Genomic DNA, 20243 nt, shown 5'->3' on the forward strand with positions numbered 1-20243 from the left:
TGCGGCTCCTATTCGATCTTCAGCTTGGGCAAAGGCGGGGGGATGAGGCTTGGCAGAGCAACCTTGGGTGCCTGCGATCCAGCATTTGCCGAGAGGGTCGCGCCTAGGCCTGTGCCAGAGCCGGTTCCGGGCAGGCCAAGCGCTGCATTGGCCGAAGTGCCCAGAGCCGCGCTTGCGCCCCCAGGGCCGAGCGAGACACCCGCTCCCAGACCAATTGCTGCGCCCACTTTTGGCAGTTTGACTTTGGGCGCTTTGGGCAGCTTGGCGTTCAGATCGACGAGCTTGCCGGGCTTCATCCGCAGCGGGTCAGCGATGCCATTGGCCTGCGCAATGCCCTGCCATTTGCCGCCTTTGCCCTTCTGGTCGGCCATCTTCTGGACGCTGTCGCCTTGCTTGGCCTGCTCGCGCGGTTTGGTGCCGGGAAGCGAGACCTTGCCGCCGTCTTTGTCGTAGCCTTTGACGAGGATCTTCTGCTGCGTGAAACCCAGCGCCAGATTGGCGCGCAACGGGCGGCCTTCGGAGGAGAAGAATTCGAGATTCTCCTCAACCGAGGTGATCAGCCCGTCGAAAATCAGATCGCCCCAATGAAATTGCACGCCCGGCGGGACGAGGCGGGTGGCATCGCTCTCCGCTGCGCGAGGGGTCATGAAGAAGAGCACCTTTTCAGTCAGGCGCCGCACGTCATTGACCGGATCGGTCTCCATCGCGGTGACGTCGAACCAAAGGGTGACGGTCAGAGTGGTACTGCCCGCGCCGACAAATTGCTGGCCCGAAGTGCCGCTTTCCTGATCGCCCCCTTGCGGTTGTTGAACCTCGTTTGCAAAGGCGAGTTTGAGCGTTTCGGGGTTGAACTGAACTTCTACCTGATGGCCGCCTTCTTTTGGGGTTACGAGGTCATCCTTGAGCTCTTTCAGCTTGGCTTTGGCGAGTGTTTTCTCGGTCATGCCGCCGCTCCCGCAGCATTTGATGCTTGATCCTGCGATGGCTCTTCGACCAATTCAAACTTGTCGTAGGCGAGCTGGAATTCCTCGACCGCAATCGCCCCATCCTTGGCATTGAGTGCGGGCGCTTTCAGCTTGATCGGCAGACAGCGGGAGAGGCGGAAACGGGCGAGCTCTTTCTTGCCGTCATCACCCAGCATCACGACCTCTGCATCGGCGCGCAGGAACGGGTTCTCGATTGAGCTGCGGAACCACTTCCACAGCTCCATATTGCCCGTCATCCCGCGTTTGAGCGTCAGATTGGCGTAGTTGATGACCGCCGGCACACGCCAAGTCCGATCATTCGCGCCGCCTGATCGGATGGTCTGCACATCCATCGTCATGTCGAGCCCGTCGCACTCGGCAAAAGAGGCGTCGCACAAAGGCTTACTCTCGCCTTGCGGGATGATCTCCACGAGGAAGTTGAACGTGTTCCAGGGGCGGTCTTCGATTGCCATCAGGCCGCCTCCTCCAATGTCAGCCGCTCACCTTGCTGGACCAGCGCGACCTCGATGAACTCCATCGGATGGGAGGGCGCGATGCCAATGTCGGCAAGGATGCGGCCATTGTCGCGATCACCCCGCGTGCTGCGCAGGCGGATGAAATAGCTGTCGCGCGAGACTTCACCGGAGAACGCGCCTTGGCGTTGCAACAGGTCGAAATGGTTGGATAGGGTGCGCTCTATAGAGCGGCGCACAGTCGGCCCGTTCGGCTCAAACAGGAAGCGTTCGCCAACAATCAGCAAAAGCCGCCGCAGGAAGATAAACAGCCGCCGTACATTGACCTGCTGCCAATCGGCCTCGCCTGAAAGGCTGCGTGCGGCATGAGCGAAAAAGCCATCGGGGCGCGGCAGGACGAGATTGATGCGGGCATTGTCGCTGTCCAGCCAGTCTTCGCGAGCGATGGCAGGGTAGAGGCCCAGCGCATTGGCAAAATCGCGATTGGCAGGCGCGATCCATGCGCCGCGTTCGCGCGCGATTGTGGCCATATGCCCCGCGACCGCGCCTTCGGGCGGCAGAGTGATCAGCGCGTCCTGCGCGCCTCCGGCGATCCAGGGGTGGAACAAGGCTCCATAGGAAAGGCTGCGCGCCTCGCGATCATTGAGCGCCATGTCGCCCACACCCGGCGTGACCAAGTCGAGGGCATAGTCCTGAGCCTCATTCGCCTTGAAGCCGCGCGGCAGGCTCAACAAGGCGGTCATTGCAGCGGAGCCCGCGGCCAGCCGCAGCATGGCGATATGGATACGCAGCGTCGCCGCCGTATCGATCTCAGCGGCGACAAAGTTGGTGGCGCGCAGCACCACCACTTTGGCGGCAAAGGGCGAGATGTTCTCAGCCCTCTGAGTGCGCAGGCGGTAATAGTAGATGCCGTCAGTGCGGCCTGTCAGGATCAGCTCGCTGTCGGTCCCGCGATAGATTTCCGCTGCGTCGGCAAAGTCGTGGCGCGCCGCTTCCTCGAGCACGAATTCTACGTCTGTATCGGATGAGGAAAAGGTGAGCCGGATGCGATCATCGACAATCTCTGATCCAGCCGGGCCCAGCGTCGGCGTCGCGAGGACCACGACATCACTGTCGAGGAACCCGGCATAGTCCGGCGCGCTCAGCTCTTCATCCGTATCGACCGGGCAAGGGCCGGTGTGATCGCGCCAATTGGGCGGGGCGAGCGCTCCGGCATCAGGCTCAGGCAAGTCCGCACTGTCTTCAGCTAGCACCCATCCCGGCTGCACCGCGTCAGGCACGGCGAGGATGGAGGCCTCGCCCACGCTCTCGCCCGGAATGTCGTAGGCGGCGTGGATGCCGAACAGTTCTTGCTCATCCAGATCGTGCCGCTGGATCGCGTGCCGGTCGATGTTCTGGGTTGCCATGCCGGCGAAAGCAGGGTCGATGAACAGGCGATGGTCGAAGGGGACAAGGCCTGATTGCTCAAGCGGTTCCTCTGCCTCCATTGCCAAGGGGACGCTGACAGGCCGGAAGCTTGCATCAAGGCCGAGCGGCAGAAATGCCTCGCTGAAGATCAGGCGCTGTTTGGTTGCAGCGGTTTCCGCGACGAAGGTGGCGGCGAGGTCACTATCGCTCTGGTCCGGGGCATGGGCAACGCGGAACGCGTCAACCTCGGCGCCCGTTGCAGCAGGCAGCGCAAACAGTGGACGGCTGATCCCTTCACGCCGGTCTTCATCGGCATAATGCGCGTCGTCGCTTACGAAGTCGTAGAGCGAGTTGGCCGCTTCAGGTGTCAGACCGATGCGCCCGTCGATCCGCGTGAGCGAGCCCAGCTCGCTGCGCAGGTCGAGGGTCACATGTGTCGCGGTGAATGTGCTTGCGTTGCCGAGCCGCGATCGGCCCTGCCGCCATGCAGGCCCAAACGCTTGCCTGCCCTGCACCCGGTCAGCGCGCAGCCAATAAGTCGAGCCTGAATGGGTGATCTTTACCCAAGTGCCTGGAACTAGTTCACTGGCTTCGGCGTCGAGCACCACCCGGCTTTCAGCCCCTTCGAAGAATTGCGCTCGGACCCGAACGCGGCGTCCGGGCAGATGGGCAAAGCCATTCTTGGGTGGGCTTGTTTCTGAGATGGGCCGGAAGGAGTTGCACCACGCGGCCCAGTAATCCGATCCGTCGCGTTCAATGATCTTGACGTAGCGAAGGATGCCGGTGCCCTCTTCGCGCAGCTCCAGCAGATCGCCTTGGGCAAGCCGCGCGCGGGTGGAAAAGCGCACACCCCATTTGTGCTTGCGAAGCGCCGTGATGGAGACAGGCGCTTTGAGGACGCGGGCACTGAGCGCCAGCCCATCTGCCCATGCCCCGTGCGAGGATGCAGCAATATTGGCAGCCACGGTTTCGCCTCGCCCATTGGCAGCGATGCCATGAACGCCGAGCATCCCGCTGAGCGTGAAATGCTGGGTCTGCGCCGGTGTGACGCTGGCCGAAGCTCCCCAAGCCTCCACCAGCTCGCCTGTCCATGCGACCCGGATCACCCAGCACTCTTCGCCGCCATTGGAGAAGAAGGCGCGCACCGATGGCGCGAGATTGGCGGTGAGCGTCGTCCCGCTGTTTTCGTCGAAGGCTAGCTCGGTGGTCCCACCAAACACCGCTTCGAACGCGGCAACGGACTCGATCCGCACCGGGCGGTGGCAGGGCCCGCGCTCTGCGATGCCGACGAACACCGCCACATCCATGCGCGGGAAGCCCGTGCCCGGCGGCGCCGGCAGGCTGGTATCCACGCGGATACCGGGAAGGCGAGAGCGCAGGCCCATCGCGCTTATTCCATCTCCAGCCGTTCGTAGGCGAGGACAAGTTCCTCCATCGCCACATCGGTGCCCTTGGCGTTTAACGGCCCGCTGGTGTGCTTCATGATCCGCGCTTCGATCAGCTTCCAGGTCATGATCGTTTCGGAGTGATCCTCGCTTTGCAGCTGGATCTTGACCGTGCGGCTTGCATCGGTTGCGCCGTTGCGGATCGCGTCGAGCCATTTGTAGAGCGAGAGCGAGCCGATCACGCCGCGTTTCAGCGTCACGTCGGTGGCCTTCACCAACCCGTTCACCTTGATGACCGAGTTTTCCTTGCGGTTGCCGTTGCGATATTCGGCGATGGCCACTTCCATGCCCATGCCGCTGACTTCCTGAAAGCCCGCATCCACTCCGTCGGTGCCGGCACCGACATCGACTAGGAAGTTGAACTGGTTGACGGGCCGCTGTTTGAGGACTGCCATGATCTATTCTCCTCAGGCTTTGCTGTCGGCCGTCCATTGGCCGATGCGGAAGATGACAAATTCTGCGGGTTTGAGAGCGGCGACGCCGATCTGGCAGACGAGCCTGCCGTTATCGATGTCGTTCTGCGTCATCGTCGAACGGTCGCATTTGACGAAATATGCGTGCTCGGGACGCTCACCCAGTAAGGCTCCGTTCTGGAATTCGTTCAGAAGGAAATCCTCGATCGTGGTGCGCACATTGGCCCACAGCCGCTCGCCATTGGGTTCGAACACGGCCCATTGCGTGCCCTTGTCGATGGAGCGTTCGAGATAGGCGAAATAGCGCCGCAGATTGACGTATTTCCACTCCGGATCGCTGGTCGCACAGCGCGCGCCCCACAACCGGTTGCCGCGCCCTTCGAAGAAGCGGAAGCAGTTGATGCCTTCCGGGTTCAAGACTTCCTGCTGGCCGGTGTTGACGGTCTTCTCGAAGCCCAGCGCCAGGTTCACGACCTCGTTCGCTGGAGCCTTGTAGACCGCTCGTTCGACATCGTTGCGGGCGTAGATGCCAGCGACAAAGCCGGAAGGCGGATAGACATTCTCCAACCCGGTCACAGGGTCGATGGTCTTGACCCAGGGGTAGTAGAAAGCGGCATATTTGCTGTCGAACTTGGCGCGATAGCCGCGCACATCAGAGATCGACTGACCCTTGATGCTGTCCAGCACCGCGATGCGATAACGCATCCTTTGTGCGTGGCTGATCAGCAGGTTGCTGACCGATTGGCCAATTGTCGCGTCAGTGGTCGATCCGGGCGCTGCGACGATTGAGATGTCTTCAAGGTCCTCAAACGCTTTCAGACCCGTTGCCGCATTGGCGGTGTCAGCACCTTCGCCTTCATAGTCGGTGGCCTCTGGCCGATTGCCGTCATTGCCACCTTCAAGCTCAAATGTGACTGTCAGTTGGTCCGGCGTGCTTTCGTCGCTGAGGAGATTTTCCAGATAGACAACGGTCGTCGTGGTGGGGTCAAACGGACTGGCGCTGATGAAGTTGTTTGCGATCTCCAGACCCGTGCGGTTCGCTGCAGTTGGGGTGATAACGATCGGTGTTCGCCGCGCATCACCTGCATTGGGCAAATCCTGCGCAAACACGGCCAGCAGACTATCCGGTCGGCCATTGCTCAGATGGGCTGGGTCGAGCGGCAGGTCTGCCAAAGCAAAGGTGGGGATGTCGCTCGACACCGCTTGGAACAGCACCGACACGGTGAGTCGCCGAATGCTGGCCTCGGAGGTGAAGACCGCATCATCGCCTAGTTCAACATCGCTGGCGCCTTCGAAAGTGTAGCTTTCAGAAATCGCATTCCACGCGGCGGTGTAGAAGCCGTCGTCGACGTTATCGCCCGCAATGTAGACGACATCGCCGTTCGAAATGCCTTTGACTTCCTGCTCGCCTTGATTGTGGATGAAGCGATTGGGGCCAAGATTGAACTGGAACGACAGGCGGCCATTGCCTGCTTGTCCGGGGAAGCGGGCGGAGTAATTCAGCCCGTGCTCTGCCGTACTGCGGGCTGCACGCCCATCATCAGAATCGCTCGCTGAATTGAATACTCTTGAGACATAGAGTCGCTTGCCGCCTTCTTGAAAAAACGCTCGGGCGGCGTTCCACATGTAATTGTCGACGGACCCGCCGCTCAGATCTTCAAAGCTCAGCTGTTCGCGGCTGCCATAGACGCGCTCAAACTCGACCAGAGAGGTGATGATCTCAGGCTCTAGGTTGGTCGGGCCGTACCGCGTTGGGCCAACAAAGCCGGTGGTGGTTGTGCTTACGCCTTCGATGGATTTCGCGCGGTATGAAACCTCTTCCACGAATACGCCCGGGGCCAGATATTCAGGCATGGTCTTGCCTCCTTTGCTCAGCTCGCCTCAAGGAAGAGGCTGGATTGCGGTTGGTCCGAGGCGTCCAGCGTGCGCAGGATCAGCCTCTCTCCCAGCACCAGATCGGTGGCGGGGAATGCGGTTGTGTTTCCGAGTTTGCGAAGCGCCTTGGTCGTGCCGGAAAGCTGCCCAAGGATCGCGTCGAATTTGGGCGGCAGGTCTTCGCCCGTGCTCGACTTTTCAGTTGCCAGCGCGCCGTAATGCACTGCCACAGTGACCTGCCAGGACACTTTGTCACGTCCCGCAGCGGCTGCGGCAGGCGAAGCGAAATCGGGAAGGGCGGGGTAGGGAAAGGCAACTTCGGCATTGCCATTCGCGTCGGCGAGGCCGAGGCCAATGACGTTGCCTTGCAATCGCACGCTCAAAAGCGCCCAGGACGCAGCATGGTCCTTCCCATCGGCCTTGCGCGTCGCAATATGCGCGGCGACGCGGGCGATGGGCACTTCGTAGCTGCGACCCGTGCGGTTGAAGAGCGGGATGTAGTCCGCCTCTGTTTCCCCTGGCAGCAACAGAGTTGGGATATCTGCGGGTGCGGGCGAGCCCCAAACCGACCACAGACGCTGGGTCGGCTCAGGCATAGTGAAGTCGAAACGCGCAGGTAGATAACGCCCCAGCGTGTCGCTCACTTGCACTTCGAAATCGCGGGCCTGACCGGTCCATTCGGCGGGGAATTGACCGATAGTGGCCGGGTCAACCGGATCACGTTCGCCAATCGTCTTCAGCGCCAAGGGTGGGAGGAAAGTGTCGACACCTTTCACAGAACCCGGAACCCAGAAGCCCTTGCCGCGCGGGCTTAGTACATGTGTGTTGGCCGGATGCGCCTGGTCGATCATGCGCACGTCCAAGCCGGAGACCACCGTCGCCAGATTGCTCGCATCGACAAAGCGCAGCGCGCCAACGCTGCGCATCCGATATTTGTCGGGATTGACCAGGAGGCTCATGACGCGCCGCTCCGATCTGGCGGGGTCATCGCGCCATACTCAAACTCGCGTTCAACAACCGGCGGGTTCTCGCTCATCGCGATGTCGCTATCGATCAGCACCATGCGCAGCTGGTAGCTGGCGTAGAAGGGATGGCGCTTCATCCGCTCCCACAAGGTCAGGTGATCGGCGAGCGGGAGAGGGTCGGCGACCAGCTCCACGTCCTCTGTCACCGGGAAGATATCATCCTCCGCCAGATTTGCGTTGAGCATTGCGGGTGAGATGTGGCCAACATCGGCGAACATCCGCATCACCCAGCCCAGCATCCGGTGCTGGCGCTCGACCGAAGTGGCCCATGGGATCACCATGTAATGCAGGTCGAGCGGGAGCGAGGGGCGGAAGACTTGTCCGAAAACATCCTCACGCGGAGGCCTTGCGCGCAGCTCCTTATTGATCGTCACCCGCCATAGAAGGACCGAGAAGCCTTCTTGCGTACGGTGTGGAGAGCCATCGTCGGTGAATTGGTAATCATCGACCAGAAGAGTGTTGAATTCCGTGCGCGGATAGCGTTCCTCTATCAGCGCTTTAAGCGCAGCGCTGGTCGCGGCGATGGCTCTGTAATGCGCCATCAGCTGCGCCCCGCCGCAAGTGTGATCGCCTGTTCGAGCGCCATATGCGCGGTGCTTTCAAGGCTGAGCTCGTCATTGATCCGGCGGAAGACGGCGGCTTTGCGCCCTTCATGCCCGACCATCACGATGCCGTGCGATGGGCTGGGCGAATTGTAGCCGCTGGCCGACGCCTCTTCCTCAAGCGCGTTGAGCAACAGGACGTCATACTCGTCCAAGTCGTCAGCTTCGTTAGCCGTCACAATCTCAATATCGGGGGCATCGCGAAGGACATCGCGAATGATCGAATCGATCATCTTTGGCACCGCGCCGAGGACGACTCGGATGCGCTTCAAGGGAGGGTCACTTCATAGGACATAGCCCCATATTCGATGCGTTTTCGGCGGCGCGCATGAACCCAACGGTGAAATAATGGCCTATTTGATGGTCCAGATCATCGCGCTTTTGAGCCGGCGAACGCACGCCGATCGAGACCCCGCACCGCGGCATAGCCAACGGCAAACCCTTTGATTCCGGGCGCAAAGAGACAACGGTCTAGACCGTTTGTCCCGGACTGTTGGATCGATGCTTATGGTCTGGATGAACCGGCCAAAACGAACTTCGACGCATTCCTACAATCTGTCTGAACCGAATCGGATATGTTACAAGACATCAAATCAAATAATCGTCGTCGCGCTTTCTTGTTTGGCTATTCCGATGTCATGTCGGGAGAGGTGGGGTCATGTCCAATTTAGTTTCGAAGACTAACGGTAAGGTAAGAAGAGGTGCTCTTCCTACTTGCCTTATAGTCAGTGATGTACTTCTTTATAGAGAGGGCCTCGCTGGAGGATTACGGCGAATTGGCAAGGTGGATGTTGCCGGTTCGCTTTCCTCAAAAGAGGCTTTGGCGGCTCTTGAAGAGACTGCTCCCGACATTCTGGTGCTTGATGTCAGCCGCCGCGCAACGCTCGACGCTGTGCGACCCTTGCTGCACCGCGATCCGGCGCTCACCGTTGTTGGCTTTGGCATTGACGGGCAGGCAGACGCCCTGCGCTGCGCTGAGGTCGGGATCGCCTGCTTTGTCGGGCGCGAGGAAAGCATCGAGGATTTAAGCGGTGCGATCGAGAAAGCCGCACGCGGAGAAGCGGTGTGCAGTCCCACTCTTACCGCCCGTCTGATCCGGCACATGGCGGCTCTGATCGACAACGCGCAGGTCCAGACCAACAATTGCCTGACCCAGCGCGAGCGAGAGGTGGCGACTTTGGTCAAGCGCGGCCTGTCGAACAAGGAGATCGCCAACGAGCTCGGCATCAGCCCAGCGACGGTGAAGAACCACGTTCACATGATCCTTGAAAAGCTCAACATGCCGCGCCGGACCTCTATCGGCCTGGTTGTCTAGCAGGCTTGGCGCAGCACTGTCTAAACCGGTTTCGCTAGTCCTAGGACCTTAGCAAAAATCCACCCCCCAATCCCTCCGGCAAGCACTTGCGAGGCAAAGCCAGCGGCCGAACGCGCTCCGCTGATCGGGACGGTCTGGAAGATCATATACATCAGCCCCAAGGTGACGCCGATGGCAGCGGCCCCTGCGACCGGATAGGCAAAGCGCGAAAGAGCAGGCAGCAGCTTCTTGACCAAAGCCGCGATCAGAAATCCGATCAGCAAAGCGACCGCGATGATCGCCAGATAGAGCCCCATATTCGACACATCGAAGGCGGTCATGTTGAGCCGGTCGCCGATGCTCACCGGAACGCCATGTCCCGCGATCACGAATTGCGCGTTGAGGATCACTGCCAGCACATAGGTCGCGACAGCAGCGACAAGCAGAGCGGCAATCGAAAGGGCAAAGCGCAGCATGGATATCTCCTTGGACAGCTGCGAGCATGGCGGGGTTTGGGCAAGCGGGTCAAGCATGTCCGGGCAAGAGTGGACAAACGGCTGCCGCAATCTGATAGGTGGGGCGAACGTACATTCTCGAAGGAAACACGATGCGACGCCTCCCGATGACAGCCGCCCTTGCGATTGGCCTGATGGTGACGGCGTGCTCCAATCAGGGCGCTTCGGATGTTGGCGAGAAGACCAGCGTGCTCGCAGGGCGTGTGGATGCGGGGCCGATCAATTACACGCTCGACACGGTGGTAGAGGGGCTGGACCAACCTTGGTCGCTCGCCTTCCTGCCTGAAGGTGAGATGCTGGTGACACAGCGGACCGGTGCTCTGCTGCTGATCGGAGCGGATGGTTCCAAGACGCAGGTCCACGACTTCAACGACAACAGCGCACTTGGTGGAGACTTGCCGCCCGTCCACTTTGGCGATGGGATGCAAGCGGGCGTGTTCGACGTCGTGCTCCACCCGAATTTCGCGGAGAACGGCCAGATATTCATCGCCTATGCGGGAAAGGTGAGCGCGGACGAAAACACGCTGATCCTGGCGCGCTTTACCTATGCGGACGGCGCCCTGTCCGACGCGCGGCAGCTTTTCACAGCCACGCCTGCGCGGGTTCAGGGCAACCATTATGGCGGGCGGATGGTGTTCCAGCCTGATGGCACTTTGCTGCTGACCACGGGAGAAGCCTTCCACTTCCGCGAGGAAACGCAAAAGCTCGACAACCACTTTGGCAAGATCGTCCGGCTCAGTGACGATGGCACGGTGCCTGCGGACAATCCCTTTGTCAGCGAAGAGGGCGCTCTGCCGGAAATCTGGTCCTATGGGCATCGCAACCCGCAAGGGATCCTTCTTGCTAGCGATGGCCGCGTGCTGGCGAATGAGCATGGTCCGGCGGGCGGGGACGAAGTGAACCATATCAAGCCGGGTCTCAATTACGGCTGGCCCACCGTGACCTATGCGCTCGATTACTCAGGCGGGCGCGTCTCTCCCTATGAGGCGCTGGACGGGACCGAGCAGTCGCTGGTCCACTTCACCCCTTCCATCGCGCCATCAGGCTTCGCGCAATATGCAGGGGAGGCCTTTCCCGATTGGCAAGGCGACCTGTTTCTCTCCGCCCTCGCGCTTCAGCATGTGCGGCATATCGACATGACCGCCGATGGGTCTTTGGGTGAGCAAGCCGAGCTGTTCGAAGAATTGGGCGTGCGGTTTCGCGATGTTCGCACCGGGCCGGATGGCTATCTCTACCTGCTCACCGAAGAGCCTGATGCAGCAAGCCGGATATTGCGGGTTCGACCTCAAAGCACTCCCGCGAGTTAAGTTGCGCTGCACAGTATAAGTTCGGCGTCTACTTCAAATTAACCAATATTGACTAACCCCTTGACTGTTGGGCGTTTACTCGCTTGGTAAGCGCCCTTGGGGGTCGCAAATCATGCCATCACGAAGTGACATGCCTTTTGGGCAAAGGGCACAAGGCGTGCCTGACGATGCGTTGGTCGAAGGATATGTCGCACCGGGTTTCAAGCCGGTTGCTCACGCATTCGAAGCATCGATCCGGTCCGGGACTGCTCTGGGAGCTGCCTGCACTATCATGCACCGGGGGGAGGTCGTCATTGACCTTTTTGGTGGGTGGAAGAACGCGGCACGCGATGCGGCTTGGAAAGCCGATGACATTGCTCTGGTCTATTCGCTGACCAAGGGGCTGACCGGCATGGCGGCCGCTGTCGCGGTGTCGCGCGGACTGTTCGCCTATGAGGATAGGGTGGCCGATATCTGGCCCGAATTCGCCGCCCACGGCAAAGGTGAGGTGACAGTGGGTCAGGCCTTGTCAGAGCAAGCCGGCCTTGCCGCGATCGACTACAAATTGACGCTCGAAAATCTCGGGGATGAGCCCGCGATCTGCGCAGCGATTGCGGCTCAGAAACCCAATTGGAGGCCGGGCGATCATTCAGGCAATCACGCCTATACGCTCGGCTGGATCGCCAGCGAGCTGATCTTCCGCACCGATCCCGGATGCCGCCGCCTGCCGCAATTCTTTGCAGAGGAAATCGCGCAGGCCGTGGGCGCTGACGTCTTTGTCGGCCTGCCCGAAAGCTTTGACCGCAACCGCATTGCGCGGATCGCAGGGTTTGGGATGGCAGACCTGTTCCTTCACCACACCACCATGCCCTGGGCGCTCACGCTGGCAATGTGCATTCCCGGCACGCTCCAATTCCGCACCCTCAACAACCCGCTGGTTCTCGCCGGACCCGGAGCGCTTGATACCGAAGAGTTTTGGAAGGTCGGGCAGGGCGCGGCTGGCGGCATGGCGTCAGCCCGCGGGCTCGCCACGCTCTACAGCGCCTTTGCCATGGGCGCGGAGCAATTGGGCGTGACGCCGGAAGTGATGGCGAAACTCTGCCAAGGCCACCCACATCCCGCCAAGGGCCTCAAAGACAAAATCCTGACCGAGGACATGTATTACTCCTACGGTTTCGAGAAACCCTTCAGCGGCTGGGAGTTCGCCCGCACACGCAGCGCTTTTGGCAGCTTTGCAGTTGGCGGCAGCCTCGCCTTTTGCGATCCCCATGACAGCGTATCCTATGCCTGGATCACCAATCAGCTTGGCACTGGCAAATGGGATGACCCGCGCGAGAAGATGGTGCGCGATGCGTTCTACACCTGTCTGGCGAACCGCAAGTAAAGCACGTTTTCGTCTGGCAGTGGAATTGGGGACGAGGCTGGTCTAAGCCCTTGCGCATAGACGATTCCCACCTCTCTCCAGGAGCCGCCATGCTGCGCCGCTTTCTTGCTGCTTTTTCTGCCGCTTTCGTTCTCACCTCCGCACCCGCTGCCGCTGAAACGGTCGAGTACTTTCAAGTCGATGGCGTCACTTACGACGAAAGTGTGCCCTTCTTCGAAGACGTAATCCCCTACGAGATCGGCGAGAAAACCGTCCGCTTTGATGACATGCTCACATACTTGCGCGGGATTGCAGCCAGTTCTGACAGGATCACGGTTGAGACGATTGGCTACTCGCATGAACGCCGCCCGATCCTGACCTTCACCGTCACCAGCGCGGCCAATCACGCAAACCTTGAAGGCATTCGCCAGACCCACCTTGCCCGGCTCGAGGGCCGCGCCGCTGCGGATGCGGCACCCATGGTGCTGTGGATCAATTTCGGTGTGCACGGGTCGGAGACGTCTTCGATGGATGCCGCGATCCCGCTGCTCTACCACTTTGCCGCGGCGAGTGAGGCCGATGTCGGCGCGCAGCTCGACAATGCGGTGATGATCTTCACTGTGGTTTACAACCCCGATGGCCATGCCCGCCGGATCGATCACACCGAGAAATTCGGAGGCTATGCCGACAACACCGACCCCAATGATGAAGCCCACAATCTGTGGGTAGAGGCGCGGACCAATCACTATTGGTTCGACCTCAACCGTCAGTGGCTGTTGCTGACCCAGCCTGAGGCGCAGGCCTGGATCGCCAAGTGGCATGAGTGGAAGCCGATGGTCTCTGCCGACTATCACGAGATGGGATCGGCCAGCCCCTATTACTTCCACCCCGGTGAAGAGAACCGCCGCAATCCGCTGATTCCTCTGCGCGCGCGTGAGTTGACGCAAGGGATCGGAGAGCGGCACGCCGCCTTCCTCGACAGCGAGGCGCGGCTCTACACCACGGAAGAGCGCTTCGACAATTTCTACATCGGCAAGGGCTCGACCTACCCGCAGATCAACGGCTCGCTCGGCATCCTGTTTGAGGCGGGCAATTCTGGCGGCGGCGCGGTGATGACCGAGCGTGGGTTAGTGACCAATGCCGACAACACCCGCACCCAGTTCCGCACTGCGCTGACAACGATCCAGGGCTCGCTCGATCTGCGCTCAGAGATCACTCAGTATCAGCGCGATTTCTTTGCGGAGAATTCACGCTTTGCCTCGGGCGGAGGCGGATATGTCTTCACAGCAGACGGCGATCCCGAACGCGCGCGGCGCTTTGTGCGGCTCTTGAATATGCACGATATCGAAGTGCGCGCGCTCTCCTCCAACCTGTCCGCAGATGGCCGGACTTACCCCGCAGGCAACAGCTATTTTGTGCCGCTGGCGCAGACCAACAACCGCATGATCCGCGGCATCTTTGAACGCGTCACTGAGTTTGAGGAGGAGGTCTTTTACGATGTCTCCGGCTGGACGATGCCGCTGACCTATGACCTTGAATATTCATCCGTCAGCCGCGCTCCGTCGGGATCAGCGGCGACCGGAGACTTCCAGAGTGCCGCTGCGCCGGGAGAGGCACCCTATGGCTATGTCTTTGACTGGTCGCACACCTATGCGCCGCGCGCCCTCAACCGCGTGCTGTCTGCCGGGCTGATGGCCCGCGCGGCTACTGAGGGCACGGTGGTCAACACGCTTTCGGGTCAGGTGACTTTGGGCAGAGGCGCGATCTTTGTGCCGCTCGCTCGCCAGAAATCCGACCCAGAGGCGATCCACCGCATCATGACGACCATCGCTGCCGAAGACGGTGTGCCGGTCTATGCGGCTACCTCTGGCCTGACGCCTGTCACGGGGCGCGATCTGGGCGCGACCAACATCTTCCGCACGCTCACCGCGCCGCGCGTCGTGTTGGCCTTTGACGGTGGCATTTCGCGCTATGATGCGGGTGAGGTGTGGTGGACGCTCGACCACCAGCACCGCATGCCGATCACGCTGGTGCACAAGGATGATCTGGGCGGCCTTGATTGGGACAATTACACCCACCTCGTACTGGTCGGCGGCAATTCGGGGTTGAGCGAGCGCCTGACCGGGGGCTTGCAGACATGGATCCGTGGTGGCGGCACTCTGATTGCCACGCGGCAAGGCGCGCGCTGGGCCGAGCAAGCTGTGCTGGGCCGTCAGCCGGAAGAGGATGAAGGCGAGGAAGAGAGCGCTCCTGAGCGACTCAATTTTGAGGATATGGGTATTCGCGATGCCGAGCATGTGATCGGCGGGGCGATCTTCGCGGCGGATCTGGACACCTCACACCCGCTGGGCTTTGGCTTTGCCAATCGCGACCTGCCGGTGCACCGCAATGTCAGCTTCACCCTGACGCGGCCGGAGGAAAACCCTTACGCCGTGCCGGTCGAGTATACCTCAGACCCGCTGCTGTCGGGCTACGCGTCAGAGCGGCGGCTGGAGGAGATCGCAGGCACGCCTTCTGTCGTTGCCGAGCGGATGGGACGCGGCGCGGTTATCTTGATGGCCGACAATCCCGTCTTCCGAGGGACCTATCCGGGCACCGAGAAGCTGCTGATGAACGCGATCTTCTTCGCCGATCTGATCGACCGCCCGAGGGGTGATTACTCGGACGAAGAGGAGTAGGCTTAGGCCGCCTCTGCCACGTCCTCAGCCGGTTCGTTGCGGATGAGGTAGTCGAACGCGCCCAGACCTGCCTTCGCGCCTTCGCCCATGGCGACGACGATCTGCTTGTCCGGAACTGTGGTCGCGTCCCCTGCGGCGTAAATGCCCGGCAGGTTGGTCGCGCCATGCTCGTCGACGATGATCTCGCCATATTTGGAAAGCTCAATGCCGGTGCCAGCCAGCCATTCGGTGTTGGGCACAAGGCCAATTTGCACGAACACGCCTTCCAGCGCGATTGTGCGTTCCTCACCCGACGCGCGGTCTTTCAGGACCAAGCCGTTGCAGCGTGAGCCATCGCCGGTGATCTCGGTCGTCTCTGCGTTGAGGATGATTTCGACATTGGGCATCGAGCGCAGCTTGGCTTGCAGCACTTCGTCGGCGCGCAGCTTGGTGTCGAATTCGATCAGAGTGACGTGGCCGACGATCTTGGCGAGGTCGATGGCCGCTTCGACGCCGGAATTGCCGCCGCCGATGACCGCGATGGGCTTGCCCTTGAACAGCGGGCCGTCGCAGTGGGGGCAGTAAGCCACGCCCTTGTTGCGATATTCGGCTTCGCCCGGAACGCCCAGATTGCGCCAGCGCGCGCCGGTTGAGAGGATCAGCGAGCGGCTCTTGAGAACAGCGCCATTGGCCATAGTGACCGTGTGCATCCCGCCTGCTTCGCTGGCTGGCACAAGCTCGGTTGCGCGGGTCAAGTCCATCAGGTCGATGGTGTTCTCAGTGGCCTGCGCTTTCAGGCTGTCGGACAGCTTCGGCCCTTCGGTGTAGCTCGTCCCCGGCAGGTTCTCGATCCCCAGCGTGTCTTGCAACTGCCCGCCAAAACGCTCGGCCGCGATGCCGGTGCGGAAGCCTTTGCGCGCGGTGTAGATGCCGCTGGCGACGCCCGCCGGACCGCCGCCGATGATGAGGACTTCGAACGGATCCTTGGCAGAGAGCTTCTCCGCCGCCTTGGCGTCAGCGCCGCTGTCGAGCTTGGAGAGGATTTCGGCCAGCTCCATCTTGCCGTTGTAGAACAGATCGCCGTTGAGGAAGGTCGAGGGCACGGCGAGAATGTCGCGCGCCTCGACTTCGTCCTGGAAGGTGCCGCCTTCGATTAGAGTGGCGGTGATGTGCGGGTTCTCCAGCGCCATCAGGGTCAGCGCCTGCACCACGTCGGGGCAGTTGTGACAGGTGAGCGAGAAGAACATCTCGAAATCATAGTCGCCTTCCAGCGCGCGGATCTGCTCGATCAGATCGGCGTCAACCTTGGGCGGGTGACCACCGGCCCACAGCAGGGCGAGCACCAGAGAGGTGAATTCGTGACCCATTGGCAGGCCGGCAAAGCGGACCCACTTGGTCGCGTCAGACCCACGCCGGATGATGAAGCTGGGCGTGCGATCATGCGTACCGTCGAAAGAGGCCGTGACCATGTCGTGCAGCTCGGCGATCTCGGTCAGCAGCTCGCGCGTCTTGGCCGAGGTCTCACTGTCATCAAGCGAGGCGACAAGCTCCACCGGCTCGCGCAGATTGGCGAGATATTGCTTGAGCTGTGCCTGCATGTTCGCGTCGAGCATTATGGTCTCCAGAATCGCAAATTGTGTGGTCTTTAAAGGGCAGTGTGGGCCGAAATGTCTCCTCACGTGGTGAGAGACGTTCCGGCCCATCTGCGCGCCCGAGGTGTTCGCTCGGGTGGGTTGAGGCAGCGCAGCGGGGGGAGAGGGAGAGGGGCTGCGCTGCCTCTGGAGGGAAGGGTTTAGATCTTGCCAACCAGATCAAGCGACGGGGCGAGGGTGTCTGCGCCCTCTTCCCATGCTGCCGGGCAGACCTGACCGGGATTGGCGCGCACATATTGAGCGGCCTTGATCTTGCGGGTCAGTTCGTTTGCGTTGCGGCCAACGCCTTCGCAGGTGATTTCCATGATCTGGATGACGCCGTCCGGATCGACCACGAAGGTCGCGCGGTCGGCAAGGCCAACGCCTTCACGCAGCACGCCAAAGTTGTTGGTCAGGACGTGGTTCTGGTCGCCCAGGAACGGGAAGGTCAGCTTGCCGATCTTGTCGGAGGTGTCGTGCCATGCCTTGTGGCTGAAGTGGGTGTCGGTCGACACGGCGAACACTTCTACGCCCATCGACTGGAGCATCTCGTACTTCTCGCCCAGGTCTTCCAGCTCGGTCGGGCAGACGAAGGTGAAGTCAGCCGGGTAGAAGAAGAACACGGCCCACTTGCCTTCAATGTCCTTTTCAGTGACGTTGTAGAAATCTTCGCCAGCCTTGAATGCGGTGGCGGTGAACGGTTTGATGGTCGAGCCGATAATGCCCATGGTTTAGTCACTCCTAGTGTTTGAGAATTCGGGTGTCAGATAGGCAAGCAACGCGCGAAGTGCAGTATTTGTTGCGTCGCACAACGATGCATTGTTGCGATTGCACAAATCGCTTTTTCCGATCAATCAGGGGGAAGCCCTATGTCGTAGCGTCAATTGCCGATTAAACCGGCATCGCCTTCGATCTTGGCGGCTTCATAGCGCTGCATCACAAAGTCGAGCGCGTCGCGTAAAGTGCTCTCACCCATGTCGCGCAGAATGAAGACGATGCGTGAGCGGCGGTCTTCGCTTGGCCATTCAGGCATGACAGCGGGTGGGTGCCAGACATGCTGGACGCCGTGGATGACCAACGGGGTCTCCATTTCGGCAATATGGATGAGACCCTTGACCCGCAGCATGTTCACGCCCGCCAGCTGAGAGAGCAGCCCGAACCACTGATCGAACACACTGGCGGGCAGCGGCTCGTCCAAGGTCAGGCTGATAGAAGTGATGCGGTCGTCGTGACGGTTGATGTCGTGGTGGTGGTGGTCGTGGTCATGGTCGTGATGATGATGGTGGTGGCCTTCGTGAGCCTCCTGCTTGAGCCACGCGATCACATCTTCGCTCTTCAGTTCCGGATTGAAGTCCGCCCCGTTGAACAGCGCCAGCGGGTTAGCCTCATGCTCGGCCGTGGAGCGGATTTCCGCGGCGGGGTTCAGCGCGCGCAAGCGGGCGGTGAGCGCATCGACCTTGGCCTTGTCCGCTATGTCGGTCTTGCTGATCAGCAGCGTGTCGGCAACCGCCACCTGCTTGCCCGCCTCAGGCTGCGCATCCAGCGTCGCATCGCCGTTCACGGCATCGACCAAAGTCACCACTTCGGCCAGGCGATAGGTCGAGATCAGGTCGCCATCGCTCATAACCGTGTGGATGATGGGGGCGGGGTCGGCGAGGCCGGTGGTCTCGATAATCACCCGCTCAAACCAGCGCTTGCCTTCGCGCGCATAGCGCCAAGGTGCGTCTTTCAGCGTCTTTTGCAGGTCGCCCTTGATCGTGCAGCACAGGCAGCCGCTCGACATCTCGACCACGGTGTCGTCTTCATTGCTGCGGGCGATAAGGTCATGGTCGAGGCCGACCGATCCAAACTCGTTGATGATGACGAGCGTGTCCGCCATCGCCGGATCGCGGATCAGGCGGTTGAGCAAGGTCGTCTTGCCCGCGCCCAGAAAGCCGGTCAGCAAAGTGACGGGGATAGTGTTGGCGGGTTTGGTCATCAGGCTCGCTTATGCGGGTTCAGGTGCGGGTTGCGGCTCACCCCAGACGGGGAAGGGGTCTTCCATATCCGCCCAAGCCTCAGGCGTGAAGCTGTCGGCATCGATCAGGCACGCGTCGAGCGCGGCGCGGATTGCCGCCTCATTCATGTCGATCCCGATAAAGACCAGCTCCTGACGCCGGTCGCCCCAGGGTTGCTCCCAGTTTTGGATCACGAATTCCTCAAACGTGCCATTGTCGGGCCATTGGTTCTTGGGCACCGCTGCCCACCATTTGCCCATCCGACTGACGCTTTTCTGCCGCCCGGCAATCGCCAGATCGCCGAGCCAGTCGGGGCGCGTCGCAAGCCAGAAATGCCCTTTCGAGCGGATGACCTTGTCCAGCGCCTCTCCAGTCAGGAAGGCGTAGAATTTCGCCGGATCGAACGGCTTCTTGGCGCGGTAGACGAAGCTTTCGACGCCATATTCCTCGCTTTCGGGGCGATGGCTGGCAAAGTCGTAGAGCTCCTTCATCCACAGCGGGTGCTGTTCGGAGGCTTCTTCGTCGTAGAGCCCTGTGCCCATCACCTGATCGAGCTCAACCCTGGAATAGTCGGACGTGATGATCTTGGCATCGGCGTTGAGCGAGGCGACGACTTTCTTGACTACGGCCAACTGCTCTTCGCTGACTTCGCTCGCCTTGTTGACGATCACGACGTCGGCAAATTCGATCTGCTCAACCAGCAGCGCGACCAGACTGCGATTGTCGTCCTCGCCCGCTGTTTCTCCGCGATGGGCGAGCAGATCGTCGCTCGAATAGTCAGCCAGCAGGTTCACTGCGTCCACTACCGTCACCATCGTGTCGATTGTGGAAACATCGCCCAAACTCGCGCCATCCTCATCGCGGAAGGAGAAGGTGGCAGCCACGGGAAGCGGCTCGGAGATACCGGTGCTCTCGATCACGAGATAGTCGAACCGGCCATCCTCGGCGAGCGTGCGGACCTCTTTCAGCAAGTCATCGCGCAAGGTGCAGCAAATGCAGCCATTGCTCATCTCGACCAGCGTTTCTTCCGAGCGTGACAGAGCCGCCTCGCCCCCGCGCACGAGGTCGGCGTCGATATTCACCTCCGACATATCGTTGACGATCACCGCAACGCGCCTGCCTTCGCGGTTGGAGAGGATGTGGTTGAGCAAGGTCGTCTTGCCCGCGCCCAGAAAGCCGGAAAGGACGGTGACGGGCAGGCGTTTTTCTTCGGGCAGCATTCCAAGCGCTCCAGTTGGGAGGATGTTACACTATCACATTTTGTGGGCAGGGCGAGTGGATTCAACCTGCCCGCA

At 60.9% G+C, this 20243-nt stretch carries 17 protein-coding genes; 4 read left to right on the forward strand and 13 right to left on the reverse strand.

The window, feature by feature from the left end; all coding sequences use genetic code 11:
* Nucleotides 1-8 precede the first annotated feature (8 nt).
* The 8 genes from AC0V6X_RS01480 to AC0V6X_RS01515 are packed head-to-tail and all read right to left on the reverse strand — an operon-like array spanning nt 9 to nt 8477.
* Nucleotides 9-944 carry a CIS tube protein gene (locus AC0V6X_RS01480; RefSeq protein WP_486182821.1) on the reverse strand — a complete coding sequence of 312 codons (936 nt, stop codon included), beginning with the start codon at nt 942-944 and terminating at the stop codon, nt 9-11.
* A complete protein-coding gene (locus AC0V6X_RS01485; RefSeq protein WP_486182822.1) occupies nt 941-1438 on the reverse strand; it encodes a phage tail protein in 498 nt (165 codons plus the stop codon). The genes AC0V6X_RS01480 and AC0V6X_RS01485 overlap by 4 nt, the downstream gene beginning before the upstream one ends.
* Complete coding sequence (locus tag AC0V6X_RS01490; RefSeq protein ID WP_486182823.1) at nt 1438-4230, reverse strand: phage tail sheath C-terminal domain-containing protein; 2793 nt, start codon at nt 4228-4230, stop codon at nt 1438-1440. The genes AC0V6X_RS01485 and AC0V6X_RS01490 overlap by 1 nt, the downstream gene beginning before the upstream one ends.
* A gap of 5 nt (nt 4231-4235) precedes the next feature.
* Nucleotides 4236-4685, reverse strand: coding sequence for a phage tail protein (locus tag AC0V6X_RS01495; RefSeq protein ID WP_486182824.1), 450 nt, complete (start codon nt 4683-4685; stop codon nt 4236-4238).
* A 12-nt stretch (nt 4686-4697) separates the two neighbouring features.
* Complete coding sequence (locus tag AC0V6X_RS01500; protein WP_486182825.1) at nt 4698-6557, reverse strand: phage tail sheath subtilisin-like domain-containing protein; 1860 nt, start codon at nt 6555-6557, stop codon at nt 4698-4700.
* 17 nt (nt 6558-6574) lie between these two features.
* Nucleotides 6575-7537: a hypothetical protein gene (locus AC0V6X_RS01505; protein ID WP_486182826.1), complete on the reverse strand. Its 963-nt coding sequence runs from the start codon at nt 7535-7537 to the stop codon at nt 6575-6577.
* Nucleotides 7534-8145, reverse strand: coding sequence for a Pvc16 family protein (locus AC0V6X_RS01510; RefSeq protein ID WP_486182827.1), 612 nt, complete (start codon nt 8143-8145; stop codon nt 7534-7536). The genes AC0V6X_RS01505 and AC0V6X_RS01510 overlap by 4 nt, the downstream gene beginning before the upstream one ends.
* Complete coding sequence (locus AC0V6X_RS01515) at nt 8145-8477, reverse strand: hypothetical protein (protein WP_486182828.1); 333 nt, start codon at nt 8475-8477, stop codon at nt 8145-8147. Before AC0V6X_RS01515 ends, AC0V6X_RS01510 begins: the two co-directional genes overlap by 1 nt.
* Before the next feature lie 512 nt (nt 8478-8989).
* Here AC0V6X_RS01515 and AC0V6X_RS01520 point away from each other — a divergent pair.
* Nucleotides 8990-9520, forward strand: coding sequence for a LuxR C-terminal-related transcriptional regulator (locus AC0V6X_RS01520; RefSeq protein WP_486182829.1), 531 nt, complete (start codon nt 8990-8992; stop codon nt 9518-9520).
* 20 nt (nt 9521-9540) lie between these two features.
* Here AC0V6X_RS01520 and AC0V6X_RS01525 read toward each other — a convergent pair whose 3' ends face one another.
* Nucleotides 9541-9975, reverse strand: coding sequence for a hypothetical protein (locus AC0V6X_RS01525; RefSeq protein WP_486182830.1), 435 nt, complete (start codon nt 9973-9975; stop codon nt 9541-9543).
* 131 nt (nt 9976-10106) lie between these two features.
* Here AC0V6X_RS01525 and AC0V6X_RS01530 point away from each other — a divergent pair, with 131 nt between their 5' ends.
* From AC0V6X_RS01530 to AC0V6X_RS01540, 3 genes are all read left to right on the forward strand, one after another.
* Nucleotides 10107-11321, forward strand: a complete 1215-nt coding sequence (locus AC0V6X_RS01530) for a PQQ-dependent sugar dehydrogenase (protein ID WP_486182831.1) — start codon at nt 10107-10109, stop codon at nt 11319-11321.
* Nucleotides 11322-11478: 157 nt separating this feature from the next.
* The gene (locus AC0V6X_RS01535) at nt 11479-12684 is read left to right on the forward strand and encodes a serine hydrolase domain-containing protein (protein ID WP_486182832.1); all 1206 of its coding nucleotides are present in this window, start codon (nt 11479-11481) and stop codon (nt 12682-12684) included.
* Between the two features lie 89 nt (nt 12685-12773).
* On the forward strand, nt 12774-15341 hold the full coding sequence (locus AC0V6X_RS01540) for a M14 family zinc carboxypeptidase (protein WP_486182833.1): 2568 nt from the start codon (nt 12774-12776) through the stop codon (nt 15339-15341).
* Nucleotides 15342-15343: 2 nt separating this feature from the next.
* On the opposite strand, the gene ahpF is transcribed toward AC0V6X_RS01540, so the two are convergent.
* The 4 genes from ahpF to AC0V6X_RS01560 all read right to left on the reverse strand — a co-directional run bounded on the left by ahpF (nt 15344) and on the right by AC0V6X_RS01560 (nt 20168).
* On the reverse strand, nt 15344-16933 hold the full coding sequence (gene ahpF, locus AC0V6X_RS01545; RefSeq protein ID WP_486182834.1) for an alkyl hydroperoxide reductase subunit F: 1590 nt from the start codon (nt 16931-16933) through the stop codon (nt 15344-15346).
* Between the two features lie 179 nt (nt 16934-17112).
* Nucleotides 17113-17679 (reverse strand): alkyl hydroperoxide reductase subunit C, encoded by a 567-nt coding sequence (ahpC, locus tag AC0V6X_RS01550; protein WP_486182835.1) that lies wholly within the window; start codon nt 17677-17679, stop codon nt 17113-17115.
* Nucleotides 17680-17831: 152 nt separating this feature from the next.
* Nucleotides 17832-18929: a CobW family GTP-binding protein gene (locus tag AC0V6X_RS01555; protein ID WP_486182836.1), complete on the reverse strand. Its 1098-nt coding sequence runs from the start codon at nt 18927-18929 to the stop codon at nt 17832-17834.
* A gap of 9 nt (nt 18930-18938) precedes the next feature.
* Nucleotides 18939-20168 (reverse strand): GTP-binding protein, encoded by a 1230-nt coding sequence (locus tag AC0V6X_RS01560; protein ID WP_486182837.1) that lies wholly within the window; start codon nt 20166-20168, stop codon nt 18939-18941.
* Nucleotides 20169-20243: the final 75 nt, after the last annotated feature.

This window comes from Erythrobacter sp. S267 (assembly GCF_057365045.1).